We start from the raw sequence: 20,263 nt of genomic DNA, 5'->3' as shown, positions 1-20,263 counted from the left end.
CCGCTGACGAATTATTTCATATTTATTTTTGCAAAAAACTCATCAGAAGACTTATCCAGCTGACCGAGTATATGGTGCTCACGGCGCTTATACGATTCAAAGTTCAGGTTCATCTGAGTCGCCGCTTTTTGAACACTCAGACTCGAAGCCTTCCACTTCCAGAACCAGGCACCGCCTTCGGAGGAGTTAAAAGTACATTCCAGACCGGCCAGGACAGTCACTGCAATACCGCCCTCAGACTCCATGCACGGCATGATCTGACAACTGCCTACGCTACTGCCCTTACTGTTGTTATCAAACAATGTGATGATGGCATTATCTTTTTTGATTCTATCGAAGACTTTACCCAGTAAAGGAACGATCGCTGCGGCATTCGCCCCTGCAGCCATAGCAACTATTTCCAAAACGAGACTGTCCATGGTGACATTGACATTCTTCGTATCATGGGTGGTGTATATATAATTCGTGAAGGTCCAACCACAATGCTTCATTGCTTCATGGTAAGCCTCGTACCATGCCAGGGCATTGGTTTTACGGTTTGCTTTTGTATCGGCATGAGATTCAGCGAGCTGGGCAATATTCATAACCGCCTCACGCTTCTCAAGCGCCACACCATCAGCAAATGCAATAACGATTGGCGTTTCCTTCCCGACCAGTGCAGTTTCTTCTTTTGCCTCGCCTGCCACGTTTGGCGATTCAGGCGTCGTTAAAAACTGCATTTTTTGCTTGACTGGCAATGCATTAAAAAACTGTTCGGCTTCTTGGTCTGTGACAGCAACGCCTTCACTAATAATCATACAATCACTCCATTTAATTTTATTTAGCGAGCCTTCCCGACCCGTTAAATAAAACATAGCCTGCTTTTTCTACAATACAAAAAAGGGTTCCATACTTAATATTACAGAAACACGCATTACTAAAACTCTGCTTCCCACCCCGATCAACTCCATCCGACGTTCATCCCTGAACAGAACAATAAGACAGCACTTATCAGACTGGACTGGAGAGTCGCCCCGACTACCTTGATGTACCCTGGGACTTGGTTGCGGATATAGCCGAACAACCTCGCCGTGGCGGGCGCACGAGAGCCGATGGTCGATTGATGCTCAACGGTTTGTGCGATGCCGTGTTTGTGACATTACTTTTCGTACAGAGCCGAACCAACGCCCTGAACACGTTCCAATGGCCTGCCCGTCAACCGATTCCTTCGCATTAGAAGCAATGACGCTTAAATCGCGTTCATTACAGCTAACTTAATCGACTTCTCCCCCTTCGCACACGTGCTTTTGCCACGCACTCCACCTGAATCAAACTTTATATAGCCAGCATAAGAGTTATTCACACTGCCAAACTAATAAAAACCAGTAAGCCTCATAGACTTATTTGACGCACACTGACGAATATTCCGACAGTGTTAAGGCATCAGGATGGCCAAACATTACCGCTTATAAAAAAATGGTCTCATTAAAGAGGCCATTTATTCAGTACGTCAGGGCTTTTGCCCATACCAACGCGGCGTGTAGACCCATTCCAGTCCGTCAGCACGACGGAATGCGCATGTCGTCGACGAACCAATGATGACCATGGTGCGCATGTCCACCTGATCCGGGGTCAACGCGCCAAGGGTCGTGACACGTAGCGTCTGGCCCGGACGGCCGATATCGCGACCCAAGACGACCGGCGTCGCAGGCAGACGATGACGGGCGACGATGTCCAGTGCCACACCTAGCTGCCAGGGGCGTGAGCGGGAAATCGGGTTATAGAACGCCAGCGCCAGATCCGCCTCGGCCGCCAGGTCCAGACGTTTTTCGATGATGGCCCATGGCTTGAGGTTGTCCGAGAGCGACATCACGCAGAAGTCATGCCCCAATGGCGCTCCAGCCTGCGCCGCCGTCGCCAGCGAGGCCGACACGCCCGGCAGGATTTCCAGGTCAACGCTGTGCCAGAGCGGATTGTTGGACTCGTGCAGCGCTTCCAGTACGGCTGCTGCCATGGCAAACACACCAGGATCACCAGACGACACCACCACCACTGAGCGCCCTTGGGCCGCCAGCTCAAAGGCATGCCGGGCTCGCTGCATTTCTTCGCGGTTGTCGGTGCAGTGCATCACTTGATCGTCACGGAACGGCCCGGCCATGCGCACATAAGTTTCATAGCCCAACACGTCGTTGGCCCGTTCCAGCTCGGCCTTGACGGCGGGCACCATCAGCTCCGCAGCGCCTGGCCCCAACCCGATGACGGCCAGGCGTCCACGCGCACGTCCCAGTCGCTCAATGACCAGTGGCGCGGGCGCCACCCCCACGGTCACAGCATTCACAGGCTCATCCCAGGCGACTGACTGCTCGGCAAACTCATCATCGTCAGTTGCAAAACGTAGCGGCACACCCAGTTCAGTGGCCACTTCACGCAGTTGGGTGTCAGCCATCAGGGGTTCGTCGGCCACGACGCACGCCAGGGATTGCCAAGCGACCTTCGCTTCGCGCAGCACGTCGCCAACGGTTTGCGCTGACACCACGGCGTTGACTTTCACCAGCACATTGCGCGGGTAAATCCGCAACTCGTCCGCCACAGGCTCCCGCGCTTCGCTGCCCACATGAATCGCCAGACGCGCGTCTCGGTGTTGGGGCAGTTGCGCACTGTCCAACCAGGGCGCGTCCCCTTCGATGCGCACGGATTCCCCGGCCAGCAGGTCTGACACAAAGCGCTTGCCCAGCTCCAGATCACCCAAGGCATAGCCGCTCGGCGGGTTTAGCAGGCAGGTGCCAAACCGCAGTTCTCCGCTGGTCGTAATCGCCGGTGCAATGCCCAGCCCGGCAGCGATTTCCCGAGCCAGATCGTTCACACCGCTCAGGCCACCCAACAAGGGGACCACGGCGCTGGCATCTTCTGCCACCGCCAGCACCGGCGGCTCTGCGCCTTTCTCCAACAACAACGGCGCGAGCGTGCGAATCACAATGCCCGCCGCACACAGGGCAATGATGGGCGTGTCCTGTTGGTACAACTGACGCAGGTTGGCGCCAAAGTCGCTGTATACCCGGTCCGCGCCATCAACCCGCTCGGCCAAACCATGAATCAGCGAACTCGGGTACAGTTGCTGGATACGCCGGGCAGTCGCGAGGCTGCCATTGCCAAGGATCACAATGGCCGCAGCTGGGCGGTTCATCCTTGCCACCGTTCGCCGGGCACGATAATCAGCGAGAAATACGGCGATGACATCGGGTCCACGTCATTGAACGGGACGATTTTCTGATTGCTCATGGTGGCGCGTTCCACATACAACGCGCGCTCGGCCAGGCCAAGCTCGCTCAATACTTCACGCACCTTATGGAAATTTCGCCCCAGCTTCATGATGACCGCAGCATCAGCATCCGCCAGACGACGCTTGAGTTCTTCATGAGGCAGTACCCCCGAGAGCACTGACAGGCTCTGATTGCGGTACACCAGCGGCACGCCCAGCACCGACGCGCCGCCCAGCATCGAGCAAACACCGGGCACGACTTCAGCCTCAAATTGTTGCGCCAGTCGGTCATGCAGATACATATATGAGCCGTAAAAGAACGGGTCGCCTTCGCAGATCACCGCCACATCACGCCCTGCTTGCAGATGCTGCGCCACCTCAACCGCAGCGTGATCGTAAAAATCGCTAATCACTTGTTCGTACGACAACGGCGCCGGTAAGGCTTCAGTGGTCACCGGGTACACCAATGGCATCAGCGTTTGCGCACCTTGCAAGTGCGCTTCGATAATGCCGAACGCGTTGCCTTTTTTACCTTTGGCAACGAAATACGCCACCACGGGCGACTCGCGCAGCAGGCGCAACGCCTTGACCGTAATCAGCTCAGGATCACCGGGCCCTACGCCCAGTCCGATCAAACGTCCAGGTTGCACCATCACTCGATCTCCGTCGCCAAGGCATTAACTGCAGCCGCTGCCATTGCACTGCCACCACGACGGCCTTGCATGATTACAAACGGTACGCCACGGCTGTCCGCGGCGAGCATGGCCTTGGATTCGGCGGCGCCGACAAAGCCCACCGGGAAGCCCAGGATCAGCGCCGGTTTGGGCGCACCTGCGTCGATCATCTCAAGCAGATAAAACAGGGCGGTCGGCGCGTTGCCGATCACTACAACGCTGCCTTCGAGGTACGGACGCCACAGCTCAAGGGCGACAGCTGAGCGGGTGTTGCCCTTCTCCAGCGCCATCTCGGCAACACCCTCTTCCTTGAGCGTGCAAATCACTTTGTTGTGGGCCGGCAAACGCGTGCGGGTCACGCCTTCAAGCACCATGCGCGCATCACACAAAATCGGTGCACCGGCGGCCAGCGCGTCGCGCCCGGCCTTGCCCGCACCCGGTGAGAAGCGCAGGTCGTCGACGGCATCGACCATGCCGCACGCATGAATCACCCGCACGGCCAGTTTTTCAAGGTCCGCCGGGATGTTGTCGAGGTTGGCCTCGGCACGAATGATGGCGAACGAGTTGCGATAGATCTCTTGACCGTCGCGGATGTAATCAATCATGGGTGTTGCTCCGTTGGCGGGCTTCAAGCCAGGCGCCCGCCGCTTCAATAGTAAGGTTGCGCTCACGCAGCACACCGAATCCGGCGTGCTGCGGGTCACGTAAATAGAGGTCGTAATGACCGGGCGCCACGGCCAGCAACGTGACCGGGACCACATGGGCCGCCGCGCAAGAGCGTTGGCAGCCCGTCAGGTGAATGCTCTGTGGCACAGCCATCAAGCGTGCGAGACGACGCGCATCCTGCTTGGTATCGGCCAGCCCTTTGGCGCAAGCACTGGAGCCGGTGCAGGCAATCAGTTGCGTCAGCGGGTTGTGCGCATCACACAGCAAACCCAGTGTTTGCAGCGCTTGAGTGACCAGCGCCCCTTGATCGGTGCGCACATTTGGGACGATTACGCTTTGCCACGGGGTAAATCGCAACGTGCCGTCGCCATAGCGAGTGGCAATCCTCGCCAGCCCGCTGAGCATGGCGGCATTGAGTCGACCCAACGCCGGGGCGGCCCCTACGTAAACCCGGTTCGGCTCACGCTGTGGATAACAGCCGATGGGCGATTGCCCGCCCCTGGCCTCACGATGCCACGTGTGTGCAGGGACGATTGCCACGCTGATTCGCTGCGCCAGTTGCTCGACAAAGTCTGTAACCGCCCGCTCCTTGAACAGGTGGCGCATGCGTGTTTGCTCGGGACGCGCTACATCGAGAAACAACGACAGGACGGCCATCACCAGCTCATGCCCCTGTTCGACAGGCACGCAGCCCAACGCTGCATCCTGCGCCGGGCTGCCCGCAAGGCCGAAGGCCAACAGGCGCTGGCCCTCGCATTCATAAGCCGATAACCACAGGTCGTGATGATGTTCCAGCATCGCCAGCGCTTCGCCGCCGTCCAGTTGCACGGCAAATTTGGCCGACAATTCGGCATAGCGCGGTGTGCTTTCTAGGCTGGCGAGAACCTGACGCGCCAAGGGCCACGTGTCGACCACCTGTTGCGGATCAATCCCCGCTGCGGGGCTGAGCATCAGGTTGCGCACGTCGTCACTGGCGGCGTTCGCCGGCCCTAAGCCCGCGTCCAGCAGTGGTTTAATCAGCGCTGCATGCGCCGGCCCCACACCCCGAATTTGCAGGTTGCTGCGATTGGTCGCTTCGATAACCCCGCTGGCATACCGCTGCGCCACGTCAGCCACGGCTAGCGCTTGTGATGCGGTGATTAATCCGCCTGCGAGTTTGACGCGACAAATTCCGCCATCCATCGCCTGGACAATGCGCAATAGCCCCGGGCAACCCGAAGGGCGCACAGGCGTCGTGACAGGGAACTCAGGTGGCAAGGTCAAGGATCAATCCAGAGCAGGCAATGCGCTATTGCGGGTCGCGCATTATGCCTGCTTTGGACCGGCGCATGAAAAGCTTGCCGGACGGAATGCCCGTGCCGTTCACTTGCCCGGCACCCACGGCCTATGACAAGACCGGGTAAAGGCGCCCCAAATGAACAATCAACAGCACCAGCGAATCGGCATTGGCCAGCATCAGTTCTACACGTTTGATCGAGTCATTTCTAAAGACCAAACGTGCCTGGTCCAGCGTGCTCACACCCGCAATCTCCAGGAGACGACTTTTGGCGGTGCCATTGGGGATGTCTTTCCACCCCATGGTTTCGGGGTTGAGTTCCTGAAAAAGGTTCTCGGTTGGGACGTGCGGAGAATGGATTTTCTGAATCTCGACTATCAGATCCTGAAGGTAGCGGCCAAACGGCAGATCGGTGTCTATCAAGTCCAGATACGGAAACCCGGGGTTCAAATAATGAATGTCCTCTGTTTCCAGAACCTCATGGGTAAGCTCGTGCAGCAAAAATGAGGCGCGCATTTGCTGACTCACCGGAAAGGGTGGCGACGCGGCTTTTAAATACGGATGAGTCAGCGCATAGGGCTGCTCGAACAGGGTGGAAAAGAACTCATCGGTCAGGTAGATCCGCCTTGAACTGTCAGCACGGTTCACAAACGCCGAAGCCGTTGAGTTGAATCGCGAGCGGCACACCACATATTTTGGCGAAGTCGCGGGCGACAGGTCGGGGTGAAGGAAGCGCGCCAGCAGCGCATCCACACCAGACTGAACGCGCTCAAGGTGAGCAGGCCCCAATGCGTCCAGGTCGAAGAAATGTTGCAAAAACTCCCGATTCCTTCTGTTCGCACTGCCGGGTGCATGCAAGTCATGCAGCGCTTGAGTAGTACGCTGCAAATACGTGGTAGCCAACTCATGCGCTTTACGGATGCTCAATGCCTTATCCGGGAAGCGCCGCTGGATGCTGTCCATGCCGATTGCCTGAATCTCATAGGTCAGGGCGTTAGCCGCTAATGTTCCGTACCCGCTCATCGTCGAAGCGACGGGGCCGCCCCCCAACAGCGGCTCATTCACATCGATCTCCCACTGTTGATCTGTATTGAGCTTGATCAGCGGGCCCTCTCGCACATCGTCCAGATAGAGTCGCCAGCGATTGCGCCACGCCAGTACGCGGTACACCTGCCCACTCAGCTGTATGTAATGGAGACCGGATGGCGGATCGCTGTAAATCCGGGTCTGCGCGTCAAACGTCAAGTCCACCAGCGCCACCTGGTTGGCACGCAGTGAGGCCAATCCAGAGGCCGAACCTTGAAACTGCACATCGGAGCGCGGTATTGCAGCAGGGAAAGGTTCCAAGTCGTGCGCCGAAACGGCGTCGACCGAACGAATCACTGAGTGCCAGGCTCGGCGGGTCGTCGCCAGCAGAACCAGCGACATGGCGAACTCGCTGACAGACTCCGCCCACCTGCCCTGCCTGGCTGCACTGACGCCTTCGCGCAGCAGGCCCAGCCCCTGCCAGACCACAATGGGCAGGCTCAGTTTTCCGGGGGCAAACATCGCGGCCGTGTTAACCACCAGCGTCAACGCGTACTTGAAGGACTCCCAATCGACCTGGGCTGTGGTTTTGGATTGCTGGGCCGCCATGTCCAGCAACAGCCGGTAGTTATCGCGGTACAGGGTCGCGAACAGATTGCCCAGGATGGGCCGGTTGGCCAGCGCTACCGGGGCCGGGGTTTGCCAGCCGTTGAGCAATATTGAATCTTGAAAGTGCGGCAAGTGCGGCTCGACAAAACCGCCATGTGCGTAGGTTTTGCGTTCGAAGGCCGGCAAGCGTTGCAACACCAGGTTTTGCAGGGATTCGCGGGTGTACAGATCTGCCAGCAACAGACCTTCACTGGCGTATTCCTTCAGGGAAAAATGCTCGCTGTACATCGTCCACAACAGGTGCGGGCCCGTATCGCCTGACTGTGGCCCCAGCACATACATACCTGTCGCCAAATCCGGTTCGCGACCACTTTCAGCCACCAGCTCCAGGGGCCTGATGATCAGCGAAACGCCGTTAAGCGGATTACGGGCCAGGCCGTCAGGACGTTCAATCACATGCTTGAGGCAGGCATATGCGTTGGCCGAAAGCGCGCCGTCCAGTTTTTCTCTCAACCCTTGCTCCAGCACTTGCAGCAACAATTGTTCGCCAAACTGCTGTTGTCGTCGGGCCGAGCCCTGTTTTTCTGGCGCCAGGCTGCTGTTAAGCAGCGCCTGGTAGTGACGGCCAATGTCCAGTTTGCGCACCAGCCGTTTGGCATAACGCGGGTCCAGCCCCAGGGGTAAGGTACTTTCATCGAGCGCACGCAAAAGCATGGCGCCACCTTCAAGCCGGTTGAAGCCGTTCAGTGCAAAGCGGGTGAGTGACTGGATTTCGCGCGTCGTCGCTGCAGCCAGAAAGGACGGGGTGCTGCCCACAGCAACCGGCGCGGGCACATACGTGTCGAGCACCACTTCAATGGCGTCCGGCTCCAGGACCTGATCGGGAAAATCCAACGCCAATTGCGCCCTCACCGCCTCGCGCGCATAGGCCTCGATGTCAGGGATGCCGTGGAGATAAGACCCATTGTCTTGTACTGCGAATTGATAGCGTTGCAGCACGTTGGCGTACGCCAGTTGATCGGCTCGGGAAGCGTTTTTTAACCAGGATGGCAACGCGCTTTCAAATTGCTGCGTCGCGGCCACTTCACGGTGGCGCTCAAAATGAAGACCCGCATGTTCTTCAAGCAAAAGGCTGCGACTGAGGTTTTCGAAACTTTGCGCCGTTAACGGGACTTCACGGGCTTGTCGGCACACGTAATGAGCGTCCACCACTACTTTGTTGATCGCCGCAACCTGACACTCATAGACAAAATCGTCTTCGATGCGCTCAAAGTTGACCCATTGATTCTGCCCCTCCACCGCCCAATCGCTGCGCCTGTCCAGGTGGGCGCAGATCAGTGATTGGACATCGCACCGAACATTGGCCAACACGTCTTGGCGCAGGCTTTTGTCGAGTAGCAGCGCCTCAAGGTGAGCCTTGGATTGATCCACTGTCGCAAAACGTTCAAAGCCCGACACCGGTGTCCAGAGTATCGCTCGCCCGGCGGTACTTGATTCCTGCCCGCCACGCTCGGTTATCAACACACAGTTGCAGACGCTGATAGCGTCCAGCCCCCCGCCCATGTCCAGAAAAACGGCGAATACGTCCGGTACAAACTGGTTGAGGGCCGGCCGGTGAGTACTGACCGGGTAGGTTAATACCGTCGTGATGACGCGCTTGTCATCGGCCTCAAGGTGGTTGCCCCTCAACATCAATCGCATATCGGCGCGCAACATGACGTGCCGCAAGGTCGCCAGATGCTGGGCAAGCGTATCTGAAGGTTGCGAGGTAGAAGCTGTGTAAAAGAACGCCGACAGATGTTGCGTGTATGCCTGCTCGAAGCCTTTGGCAAGCGCGTCGAGCAAGGTCAGCAGTTTGGTCCCGCTCAGGCGCCGAAGCGGCTTGATCGTCTCATCACGTGAAGACCTGAGACCGCCTTCAATGAATGCCGGATTGTGCGGTAACGGGTTGCGACCGGTGACCCGTTCAAGCAGGGCGTCGACCAGGGTCAGCATGCGTATCGGCACACACGTCAACACAGCCGCATCCACGTCGAAGACGTGCACCCACACCTCAGCCACATTGACGAAGCGTTGACCGCCTTCATTCAATACCTCTGCCAATAAATGCCGGGCAAGCATGCGCGGAGTCGGCCAGTGCTTGAGTAATGCGTCTCTCTGGGCTTGGGTTTTGGGCAGTTTGAGGCTCAACACGTCGGACAACCCATTTTCGTTCAGGGCTAACGGCAGCCCATTGCTGCCTGGCAAAAATCGGCTGTCCCAACGCCCATGGCTGTTGAGTTTCAGTAACTGTGGGTCAATCAGCTCACGCACGTCGAGTGCATGGTCCACTGCCGCCAGTGTCAGACGGCGGGCCTGGTACTGCCCCGTCAGATAGACAAAATCGCGGATCTGCCTGGCGCGCACCGCATGGATGCAATCATCAAACACGCTGCCCACGACGTTCTCGACCCGTAGCATGGGGGCGACCATCCCGGCTAGCAGCGGATGCTGATCCTGAGGGGCATAGCGCGCAATGGCGTCGAAGGCTGTGGGGCTTCTCAGTTTGCTCAGCACATAACTGGAAAGCCGGGCCCGGGACGAGATCTTTACCAGCCCGGTCGAGGCTCCAAACAACCACACCCCGTTGCTCTGCCCCGGAAAATAGAAGCACATCAAACCTGCGAGCTCGACCTCCGGGCCTTTGGCCTCATACACCAGCAAGCGCGCCGCACTGATCGTTGTCACGTCATGCCGGGCTGCAAGCAGTTGCTGCAACGCGTGAAAAGCGTCCGATGACATCTCAGGACGATGGCGGGCCTGTAATAACTGCTGAAAGAAATGGTCGCCCAACCGCGCCGCACAATAGGTATGCGGGCTCGGCTGCGCCCCTGCCGGTTGATCCCAAAAAACTGAAAGCGCCTCGCTCATGTGAGGGATTAAGTGCTCCGTGGCTGAGGTGAGCACGCGAGCGAATCGCTTATCAAGGTCTGCGTCACTCTCATGCGGCAGGCGCGTAAAAGGCCCGGTGTAGGTGTAGGCATGCCCCGTGGTCTGCGGGCCACTGATAAAAAGCTCCAGCGCAGCACTGCTCAAGGTGGTGCTGAGTTCGGGCTGTTGCTCGCCATTAGGTGTGACGAACCGGTGGACGTTGTGAGCATTCACCGGTTGCCCCGCAAATGCGCGCTCTAGATGAATCTGTAACTGGGCATCCACCAACGCCCGCAGGGTGGGCGTAGCCAATAACCGCTCAAGGGTATCTGCCTGACTGCTGCTCAAAAAAATACGTAGCGCCTCGCTGATGTGCGCCACGAACGGCGCGGGCACCTCCCGGGTTCTGAGGGTCAGGTCTCCCGCCAGGCTCAAGAGCGGCCGCACATCCACGGGGCAGAATCTCAGCACGGCCTCTCGGTGCGCTTGATCGTCCAGTTGACGCTCAAGCGCGTCTCGCAGCGCGTCGAGGTCCGTGAACGTTTGAAGCGCGCCCAAGGGGGTCAGCAAAAACAGTGGCGTGGGGTCTGTAAGGGCTTGCGCGAGCAGCAATGCCCCAGCCCACTGAACCGGCCGGGATTGGTTTCGACTCAAAAACACACTGTTGGCGCGTACAGGCAGTGGGCCAACCGGGCCGACTGGCAGGTAACTCAACGCTTTACTCAGCCAGTCATGCTCAAACGAGCTGATGGCGCCGGATGCCTGCGCCGCGTCAAGACGGCTTCTGTACAGGGCTTGCAAGGCCTGCGCGGAATGAAACGGGGGCACATTAACGGTCACGGGAACTCCTGACGGTTGCCGGGCCGCATATCGCGTCCCGCAAAGGGTTCGAACGCTACCGTGCCCGTTACACCCCCTGGCGCTACATAGTTAAGGCACCAGGCCCGTGCGCAGGCACCCTCACTGGCACGCGCAAGGCGCGCTATCATGCGCACCGTCCCTGCCTGTGGGCAGACGCTTACATCGGTGTTCAACAAGAGGATTGGCATGTCGCCCTGGCTAACAGTTGTGGGAATAGGTGAAGACGGCTTCAGCGGTCTGGGCAAAACGGCCCGGCGCGCGCTGTTGAGCGCTGCCCGGGTGTTCGGCGGGCAGCGCCAGCTGGATTTACTGCCCGCGTGTATCGGCGCTGAACGCCTGGCGTGGCCCAGCCCCTTTTCGCTGGCGCCGGTACTGGCGTTACGTGGTGAACCCGTATGCGTGCTGGCCAGCGGCGACCCGATGCTGTTTGGCGTGGGCGCAAGTCTGGCGCGCGTCATTCCGGGCGACGAAATGCACGTGCTGCCGTCACCGTCGTCCTTCTCACTGGCGGCGGCGCGACTGGGTTGGGCGCTGCAGGACGTCGTAACCCTGTCGGTTGTGGCCCGTCCCGTCGCGGCGCTCAATGCCCACGTGCACAGTGGCGTACGCCTGATGGTGCTGAGCAATGACGGCAGCAGCCCTGCGCTGGTCGCAGCGCTGTTGCGCGAACGCGGCTTTGGCCCGAGCCGAATGCATGTCCTGGAACACCTCGGCGGCCCGACTGAGCGGTGCATCGAAGCGAACGCCGATGACTGGCGCGCTGGCGACAGTGCCGCGTTGAATCTGATTGCTATCGACTGCATTGCCTCTAACGACGCGCACCCGTTATCGCGCATCGGCGGGCTGCCCGACAGCGCGTTCAAGCATGACGGTCAGTTGACCAAACGCGATGTGCGCGCCATGACCCTTGCGCGTCTCGCTCCGCTGCCCGGCCAACTGTTGTGGGACGTAGGCGCAGGCAGCGGTTCGATTGGCATCGAATGGATGCGTAGCTACCCGAGCTGCCGGGCGCTGGCGATCGAAGCGGATGAAGGCCGTCAGCACTTAATCGAACAGAACCGTGACGCACTGGGCGTGCCCGGTCTGCACGTGATCCGGGGCAAGGCCCCGCAGGCGTTGGCAGGGCTCGAACGCCCGGACGCGATTTTCATTGGCGGTGGCGTCACCCGTGAAGGTGTGCTCGACACGTGCTGGCAGCAACTCAAGCCCGGCGGCCGTTTGGTGGCCAATGCCGTCACCCTGCAAAGCGAACTGCACCTGATGAACTGGCGCGCACTGCATGGCGGGGAACTGACCCGCCTGCACGTTGCTCACGCCCGGCCACTGGGAGAGTTCGATACTTGGCGCCAAGCGCTGCCCATCACCCTGTTAGACGTGACTAAACCCCTTGATGCGTGACGAGACCGCTGAACAACCCGCGCCGCTGCGCAGCGGCCTGACCACAGGCAGTTGCGCGACGGCCACCAGCCTGGCTGCCGCCCGCCTGTTGCTGAGCGGCGTGAGCCATGACGCCGTTGAAATTACGTTGCCCAAGGGCAAGGTGGTGACGATGCGCCTGGAGTTTTGTCGCCTGCTGGCCGCGGGTGCCGAAGCCGGCACCCTGAAGGACGCCGGCGACGACCCGGACGTGACCCATGGCGCGCTGCTGTACTCGCAGGTGCGCCTGATCCCCGAGGCGGGCATTGTCTTCGTGGCTGGCCAGGGCGTGGGGACCGTTACCCGTCCCGGGCTGGTGCTGGCGGTGGGCGAACCGGCGATCAACCCGGTGCCGCGCAAAATGATCACTGATCATTTACTGCAACTGGCCCGTGAATGCGATTACGCCGGGGGGTTTGAAGTGACTGTCAACGTTCGCGATGGCGAAGCATTGGCACTGAAAACCATGAATCCGCGGCTGGGTATTCTTGGCGGACTGTCGATTCTGGGCACCAGTGGCATCGTACGACCGTTCTCTTGCGCGGCGTACATTGCCTCGATCCATCAGGGCATCGACGTCGCCAAGACCAACGGTTACCTGCACATTGCCGCCTGCACCGGCAATGCCAGCGAAGACACCATGCGCCGCGTGTACAACCTGCCGGAGATCGCGCTGATCGAAATGGGCGACTTCGTCGGTGCAGTGCTCAAGCATCTGCGCAAAGTCCCTGTGGATAAATTGAGCCTGTGCGGCGGCTTCGGCAAGATCAGCAAACTGGCCGCCGGGCACATGGATTTGCACAGTCGTCACTCCAGCATCGACCTGCCGCAACTGGCTGACTGGGCCGCCGCCATTGGAGCTGACGCCGAGCTGCAAATAGCCATTCGCCAAGCCAATACCAGCCAACAAGCGTTGGCAATGGCCAGTGCCGCCGGTATCGCATTGGGCGATGCCGTGTGTCAGCACGCGCTGAATTTTGCCCGCAGCGTGGTGCCCGCGCAGGTGCAGATTGAAGTGTTCGCCATCGACCGCCAAGGCGGGATCGTGGGCCATGCGGGAGCATTTGAATGAAACGGCTATTGTTGCTGGGCGGCGTTACCGAAGCGCTGGCCATTGCACGCACCCTTGGGCCCCAGCACGTCTACAGCCTCGCCGGGGTGGGCCGTGTGCCGACCGACCTTCCCTGTGAAGTCCGGGTCGGCGGCTACGGGGGCGCCGAGGGCTTGACCCGCTACATCCGCGAACAGCACATCGATTTGCTGCTGGATGCGACCCACCCGTATGCCGCGCAAATCAGCCGCAATGCCGCCTTGGCCGCCCGTGCCAGCGGCATTGAATGCTGGGCGTTGCGACGCCCGGCCTGGGAACCGCAACCGGGCGACGATTGGCGTGAGGTGGCGGACTGGGACGAGCTGGTCAGGGCGCTCACGCCTTTCAAGCGTCCGTTGTTCACGCTGGGTAAAGAACCGCTCGGGCATTTGGATGAGATTCCCGCCGATCAATTCTGGACCTTGCGGACGCTGGACCCGTATCCCGGCAACGCACGCTGCAACGTCATCGGCGCCCGTGGCCCGTTCCGCCTCGACGACGAACGGCAGCTGTTTGAACAACACCATATCGATGTATTAATCAGCAAAAACAGCGGCAGCAGCGCGACCGAGCCCAAACTGGAAGTCGCCCGCGAACGCGGCGTGCCCGTGTTGATACTCAAACGGCCCGAGCTGGCGCAGGCTGACCGGGTGTTTGGGGCGGTGGGAGATGTGCTTCAGGTCTTGAAGCAAGAAGAATATTTGTGAATGTGTATTCAGTGGCGATGCTGTATCCCGAGGGATACGATTCGCTCCATGATCAATCTCGAGCAACCCCATGAATTCGCAAAATGGCTAAGCTCATTAAAAGACAAGAGTGGGCAAGCACGCATTCTGGCACGCATTAGAGCCGTAGGATTAGGGCAGTTCGTTGACTGTGAACCTGTAGGAGATCGTGTGTACGAAATGCGCATTCATTGCGGGCAGGCTATCGGGTTTACTGCACCCGCAAGGGAAAGTCATTTACCTGTTGCTCATTGGCGGCGACAAAACAACCCAGGTGCGAGACATAAAACGCGCACAACATATAGCCAAAACATTGAGTTGTGAGGACTGAACAATGACCGAACAATTTATCCGTTTCGATACTGCCGACTGCGTGAAAAACCCTTCAGAAATGGCTGCATTGCTTGATGCCTGTTTCGATGAAGATCCGGGTGACGGCAGTCTGATTCGTGCTGCCCTTCGCGATATTGCCCGCGCCCAAGGCATGAGTCAGATCTCTCGGGACACTGGATTAGGCCGCGAGAGCCTCTACAAAGCCCTTGGAAGCAGCGGTAACCCAGAGTTCGCGACAATCATGAAAGTCATGAAAGCGCTTGGGCTTAAACTCCACGCAAGCGCGGCCTGAGGTTCGCCAGCGATGCCGGGCGACACTTCGCCGCACCTGGCCTTTTTACTTACGCCGATCATTCAGGCTAAATAGCGCCCTTGATCGCTCCACTCACGGAATTCGTCATGTCCCGACAACGGTTTGCATTTGCCTGGATCGCCTGCTTCGCAGTGCTGTTCAACATGCTCGCCATGTCGACGGCAGGCGCGATGAGCGGTGCCCGTCAGGCGCCCTCCGAGCAGTTCATGTGGAGCAGCTTTTGCACCTCAACCGGCACCAAAATGGTGGCTGTGTCGCTGGGCAAGGTTGATGCGGGCGACAGCCAGAACGACGATCATTCGACCATGCAGCACTGCTGGTGCTGCTCGGGTTCGGCGCCGCTGGTGGCCTTGCCGCCCCATGTCCCGACGCTCTATTTCGCGGCCATCGAGCACGGGCATAGCCAAGTGCCGGATCACCTGAAACGCCCCACCCCGCGCCAGCAATGGCCGAGCCTCAACCCCCGCGCTTCGCCTCTGGCGTGATTCATCCTCGCAACCCTTTTGCGCTTTGAATCACTTCGGAGAATTACCATGTTGAACCTGTCACTGGTCAAGCACGCCCTGATTGCGGCGGCGCTGATCTTGCCTGCCTGTTTCGCCAACGCCCACCAATACACCGTGGGCGCGCTGGAGATCGCTCACCCGTGGTCTCAGGAGCTGCCTCCCAATGCGCCTACCGTGGCGGCGTATTTCATCATCAAGAACACCGGCGACACCGCCGATCGCTTGTTGAGCGCAGACACCCCGATTGCGGAAAAAGCCGAGATTCACGAACACGTCATGCAGGGCGACCTGATGAAAATGCAGCACGTCCCCGCGGTCGATATCCCGGCAGGGGGCACCGTCACGTTTGCCCCCATGGCGTACCACGTGATGCTGTTCAACCCCAAAGACCGCAACCTGCTGCGAGACGGAAAGCGCTTCCCCCTGACCCTGCACTTTGAAAAGGCAGGCGACGTACAGGTCGACGTGAACGTGCAAAAGCAGGCTCCCGGCGCCAGCAAAGGCACCCCGCACGCACACTAACCGCAAAGGTCTTTGAGCCCCGTGCGCGCCCTTCGCGCCAGGCCATCCACGTCGCAGACACGCGGCAGTTGGCTGAGCCTGTTTGCCATGTTGATGATTTTCATCGGCCCGCTGATTTCCCAGGCGATGCCGATGGACCATCACGCCTCCATGCCGATGCCAATGGACATGCGGATGGCGGCGCACAGCGAGCACGCGGAGCATCAACAACCGGCTGCTGACCATCACGCCATGTGGGAAAAGTGCGGCTATTGCACGCTGCTGTTCAGTTGCCCTGCGCTGCCGGGCAGTATCGGCCTGAACCTGTTCGATGCGTCTGCTCCCAAACACTACCTGGCGTCCAACCCCCGGCTGGGCCATGCCCGGCAACCGGTCTTCCCCGGGGCCCGCTCACGCGCCCCGCCCACCTTCCTTTAGTCACCGACACAACAACCTTACCCAGGCCCGTCTGTATGCGCTGCTCAAGACAGCCGCAGGCGCGTGGCCGTGTTGTATTCGCTTGAATATTGGAATGTTTATGTCCCGTTTTACTGCTGTCTCCCGTTTGCCCCATGCACAGACGTTTTTCCCCTTTGCCCTGAGCGCGCTGTGCTGCGCGTTGTTCGCGCCGTTGGCGCAGGCTGCCGACCCGGTGGATGAGCACGCCGGACACGTGCGTGAACTCAGCCCGACCGTGGTCACGGCCGTGGCACCCAGCTCCCCGCTGACCATCGTCACCAACCCTAAAGACCCGCGCCAGCCGGTGCCCGCCAGCGATGGCGGTGATTACCTCAAAACCATCCCCGGGTTCGCCCTGATCCGCAACGGCGGCACCAACGGTGATCCGGTGCTGCGGGGCATGTTCGGCTCACGCCTGAACATCCTCACCAACGGCGGCGTGATGCTCGGCGCCTGTCCGGGCCGCATGGACGCCCCGACGTCCTACATTTCGCCGGAAACCTACGATCAACTCACGGTCATCAAAGGCCCGCAAACCGTGCTCTGGGGGCCGGGCGCCTCGGCGGGCACCATCCTGTTTGATCGCCAACCCGAACATTTCGGTGAACTGGGTACGCGGGTAAATGCCAGTCTGCTAGCGGGTTCAAACGGCCGCTTCGACAAAACCATCGATGCCGCTGCCGGTGGCCCGTTGGGCTATGTGCGCGTGATCGGCAATACCGCGCACGCCGACGATTACAAGGACGGCAACGGCGACACGGTGCCGTCGCGTTATGACAAATGGAACGGCGATGTTGCCCTCGGCTGGACCCCTGACGCCGACACGCTGCTGGAGCTCACCGCCGGCAAGGGCGACGGCGAAGCCCGTTCGGCCGGCCGCGGGATGGACGGTAGCCAGTACAAACGCGAAAGCCTGGGCCTGCGCTTTGAGAAGTCCAACATCGGGGAAGTGCTCGACAAGGTCGAAGCGCAGGTTTACTACAACTACGCCGACCACGTGATGGACAACTACACCCTGCGCACCCCATCCGGCACCGGCATGATGGCTGGGCCCATGGCCTCCAACGTCGACCGCCGAACCCTGGGTGCACGCATCAAGGCCACCTGGCACTGGGCAGATTTGCAGTTGATCAGCGGCATCGATGCACAGACCAACGAACACCGTAAACGCATGGGAATGGGCATCGACACCTACAAGGACCAGAACTGGAGCAAGGATGCCGATTTCCACAACTACGGGGCCTTTGGCGAATTGACCTGGTACGCCGCTGACCGCGACCGCGTCATTACCGGCGCCCGCCTTGACCGCGCGTCCGCCAAGGATTTCCGCGCCCGTATCGGTTCGGGAATGATGAGCAAGCCCAACCCGACACTCGATAAAACCCGCGCCGATACCCTGCCCAGCGGCTTTGTGCGCTATGAACATGACCTCGCTGACAGCCCGGCCACCGTCTACGCCGGTTTGGGCCACGCACAGCGTTTCCCGGATTACTGGGAATTGTTTTCACCCACCTCAGGCCCCGCGGGCTCGGTGAATGCGTTCGACGCCATCAAACCCGAAAAGACCACCCAGCTCGACATGGGACTGCAATACAAAACCGAGCGCCTCGAAGCCTGGGCCTCGGTCTACGCCGGGGAGATTCGCAATTACATCCTGTTCGATTACGCCAAGGGTTCTTCCCAGGCACAGAATGTCAACGCACGGGTCATGGGCGGTGAACTGGGGGCTGCGTATCAGTTGACCTCCAACTGGAAAGCCGACGCCACCCTGGCGTATGCCTGGGGCAAAAACACCACGGACGGCAAGGCACTGCCACAAATGCCACCGCTCGACACCCGCCTCGGCCTGACCTACAGCGAAGACGACTGGAGCGCCGGTGCCTTGTGGCGCGTGGTGGCCCGGCAGGACCGGATCGATCGCAACGCCGGTAACGTGGTGGGCAAGGATTACGACAAAAGCGCAGGCTTTGGCGTGTTCTCGCTCAACGGCGCCTACCGCATCAACAAAAACCTGAAAGTCAGCGCCGGGGTCGACAACCTGCTGGACAAAAACTACAGCGAGCACCTGAACATGGCCGGTAACGCAGGATACGGCTACCCGGCGACCGACCCGACGCCGATCAACGAACCTGGCCGCACGTTGTGGACAAAAATTGATGTGAGTTTCTAAACAGCCGCGTTGCCTGCCCCCCGTCCCTCTCCAACCGGAAGAAGGATGGGGGGCAGGCGTCATTAATACTATTTACCTTGCGGAGCCGCTCACATGAGCCAACCCACTCCTTCTTTTTACAACCTGGCCTGGCGGTGGCATTTCTACGCCGGGCTGTTTGTCGCCCCGTTCATGATCCTGTTAGCCCTGACCGGGATCATTTACCTGTTCAAGCCCCAGCTCGACCCTCTGCTCTACGACCACCTGATCAACGTCACCCCGGGCCATCACAGCCTCAGCGCCGACGAACAACTCACCCGCGTTCAGGCCACTTATCCACAGGGGCATATCAGCCAGTACCTGCCCCCGATCAACCCGCAGCGCAGCGGCCAATTCGTCATCCATAGCGGCGGACGCGAGCTGAATGTGTTTATCAACCCCTACAACGGCGAGGTGCTGGGCGAGCAGGATGCCAAGCTCAACCTGCAAGCCGTGGCGCGGGCGCTGCATGGCGAACTGATGATCGGCACCCTGGGCGACCGCTTGATAGAGCTGGCCGCAGGCTGGGGCGTGGTGCTGGTGATTTCCGGGCTGTACCTGTGGTGGCCGCGCGGGCAATCGGCCGCAGGCGTGCTATGGCCACGTTTGACCCGTCGCGGGCGCGTACTGTGGTGCGACCTGCACGCCGTCACCGGATTCTGGGGCGCAGCATTGTTGTTGTTTATGTTGATCAGCGGCATGACCTGGACCGGTTTCTGGGGCAAGCAGTACGCCGACCTGTGGAATCAGTTCCCGGCCGCCATGTGGAACAACGTGCCCACGTCCGACACAGAAGCGCGCAGCCTCAACACGGCAACCCGCCAAACCGTGCCCTGGGCGATGGAAAACACCCCAATGCCCGTCTCGGGCGCCCACGCCGAGCACATGGGCCACGGTGCTCATTCCAGCGGCCCTGCGGCGCCGACCATCACCTTGCAGCACGTGGTCGACACCGCGACCCGCCGCAACGTCGAACCCGGTTACAGCATCACGTTGCCGACCACCGCAGAAGGTGTCTTCACCGTCGCAGTCTTCGCCGACGACCCGCGTGACGATGCCACCTTGCATGTCGATCAATACACCGGCGAAGTGCTGGCCGACGTGCGCTGGCAGCATTACAGCAACGTCGCCCGTGCCACCGAAATGGGCGTGATGCTGCACGAAGGCAAACTCTTTGGCTCGCTGAATCAGATCGCAATCCTGCTGGTGTGCCTGATGATTTTGCTCAGTTCGATCAGTGGCCTGGTGATCTGGTGGAAACGCCGCCCGCAAGGCAGCCTGGGCGTACCGCCGCTGCGCCATGCACTGCCAACATGGAAAACCGGTGTGCTGATCATGCTTGGGCTGGCGGTGCTGTTTCCGCTGGTCGGCGTTTCATTGCTTGCCGTCTGGGTACTCGATCGGGTGCTGTTGCGGATCCGCGCCAAACAACAACGTGAACAGCACTCATGACCAACGTGAATGGTTCGAGA

15 protein-coding genes and 1 pseudogene are annotated in these 20,263 nt (G+C 59.8%); 10 read left to right on the top strand and 6 right to left on the bottom strand.

Translation table 11 applies throughout. The annotated features are described in order from the left end of the window. Positions 1-11: 11 nt before the first annotated feature. From CJF39_RS02585 to CJF39_RS02560, 6 genes are all read right to left on the bottom strand, one after another. Entirely contained in the window at positions 12-797 is a 786-nt protein-coding gene (locus CJF39_RS02585; RefSeq protein ID WP_094992027.1) for a hypothetical protein, read from the bottom strand. Positions 798-1,489: 692 nt separating this feature from the next. Next, positions 1,490-3,163, bottom strand: a complete 1,674-nt coding sequence (gene cobJ / locus CJF39_RS02580) for a precorrin-3B C(17)-methyltransferase (protein ID WP_094992026.1) — start codon at positions 3,161-3,163, stop codon at positions 1,490-1,492. Then, positions 3,160-3,891, bottom strand: a complete 732-nt coding sequence (locus tag CJF39_RS02575; protein WP_094992025.1) for a precorrin-2 C(20)-methyltransferase — start codon at positions 3,889-3,891, stop codon at positions 3,160-3,162. Before CJF39_RS02575 ends, cobJ begins: the two co-directional genes overlap by 4 nt. Next, a complete protein-coding gene (locus CJF39_RS02570) occupies positions 3,891-4,517 on the bottom strand; it encodes a precorrin-8X methylmutase (RefSeq protein WP_094992024.1) in 627 nt (208 codons plus the stop codon). The genes CJF39_RS02575 and CJF39_RS02570 overlap by 1 nt, the downstream gene beginning before the upstream one ends. Continuing rightward, on the bottom strand, positions 4,510-5,841 hold the full coding sequence (cobG, locus tag CJF39_RS02565; protein ID WP_249275312.1) for a precorrin-3B synthase: 1,332 nt from the start codon (positions 5,839-5,841) through the stop codon (positions 4,510-4,512). Before cobG ends, CJF39_RS02570 begins: the two co-directional genes overlap by 8 nt. Before the next feature lie 121 nt (positions 5,842-5,962). After that, positions 5,963-11,239, bottom strand: a complete 5,277-nt coding sequence (locus CJF39_RS02560) for a dermonecrotic toxin domain-containing protein (RefSeq protein WP_094992022.1) — start codon at positions 11,237-11,239, stop codon at positions 5,963-5,965. 207 nt (positions 11,240-11,446) lie between these two features. Between CJF39_RS02560 and cbiE the strand changes: the two genes are divergently transcribed. From cbiE to CJF39_RS02510, 10 genes and pseudogenes are all read left to right on the top strand, one after another. Continuing rightward, positions 11,447-12,658: a precorrin-6y C5,15-methyltransferase (decarboxylating) subunit CbiE gene (gene cbiE, locus CJF39_RS02555; protein WP_094992021.1), complete on the top strand. Its 1,212-nt coding sequence runs from the start codon at positions 11,447-11,449 to the stop codon at positions 12,656-12,658. Further along, the gene (locus CJF39_RS02550; RefSeq protein ID WP_094992020.1) at positions 12,651-13,748 is read left to right on the top strand and encodes a cobalt-precorrin-5B (C(1))-methyltransferase; all 1,098 of its coding nucleotides are present in this window, start codon (positions 12,651-12,653) and stop codon (positions 13,746-13,748) included. Before cbiE ends, CJF39_RS02550 begins: the two co-directional genes overlap by 8 nt. Further along, a complete protein-coding gene (locus tag CJF39_RS02545; protein WP_094992019.1) occupies positions 13,745-14,473 on the top strand; it encodes a cobalt-precorrin-6A reductase in 729 nt (242 codons plus the stop codon). The genes CJF39_RS02550 and CJF39_RS02545 overlap by 4 nt, the downstream gene beginning before the upstream one ends. Positions 14,474-14,521: 48 nt before the next feature. Then, positions 14,522-14,822, top strand: a pseudogene (locus tag CJF39_RS23255) (type II toxin-antitoxin system RelE/ParE family toxin). Positions 14,823-14,825: 3 nt separating this feature from the next. Beyond that, on the top strand, positions 14,826-15,116 hold the full coding sequence (locus CJF39_RS02535; protein ID WP_094992018.1) for an addiction module antidote protein: 291 nt from the start codon (positions 14,826-14,828) through the stop codon (positions 15,114-15,116). 107 nt (positions 15,117-15,223) lie between these two features. Beyond that, positions 15,224-15,622: a DUF2946 domain-containing protein gene (locus tag CJF39_RS02530; RefSeq protein WP_094992017.1), complete on the top strand. Its 399-nt coding sequence runs from the start codon at positions 15,224-15,226 to the stop codon at positions 15,620-15,622. 48 nt (positions 15,623-15,670) lie between these two features. Further along, the gene (locus CJF39_RS02525; protein WP_094992016.1) at positions 15,671-16,165 is read left to right on the top strand and encodes a copper chaperone PCu(A)C; all 495 of its coding nucleotides are present in this window, start codon (positions 15,671-15,673) and stop codon (positions 16,163-16,165) included. 21 nt (positions 16,166-16,186) lie between these two features. After that, on the top strand, positions 16,187-16,582 hold the full coding sequence (locus CJF39_RS02520; RefSeq protein WP_283163014.1) for a DUF2946 domain-containing protein: 396 nt from the start codon (positions 16,187-16,189) through the stop codon (positions 16,580-16,582). 100 nt (positions 16,583-16,682) lie between these two features. Then, positions 16,683-18,773 carry a TonB-dependent copper receptor gene (locus tag CJF39_RS02515; RefSeq protein ID WP_094992100.1) on the top strand — a complete coding sequence of 697 codons (2,091 nt, stop codon included), beginning with the start codon at positions 16,683-16,685 and terminating at the stop codon, positions 18,771-18,773. Positions 18,774-18,866: 93 nt separating this feature from the next. Further along, positions 18,867-20,243, top strand: coding sequence for a PepSY-associated TM helix domain-containing protein (locus tag CJF39_RS02510; protein ID WP_094992015.1), 1,377 nt, complete (start codon positions 18,867-18,869; stop codon positions 20,241-20,243). Positions 20,244-20,263 lie beyond the last annotated feature (20 nt).

This window comes from Pseudomonas lundensis (assembly GCF_002269125.1).
GTDB lineage: Bacteria > Pseudomonadota > Gammaproteobacteria > Pseudomonadales > Pseudomonadaceae > Aquipseudomonas > Aquipseudomonas lundensis_A.
Note: the sequence above shows the minus strand (reverse complement) of the source record. Positions and strands in the feature narration are given on the sequence as shown.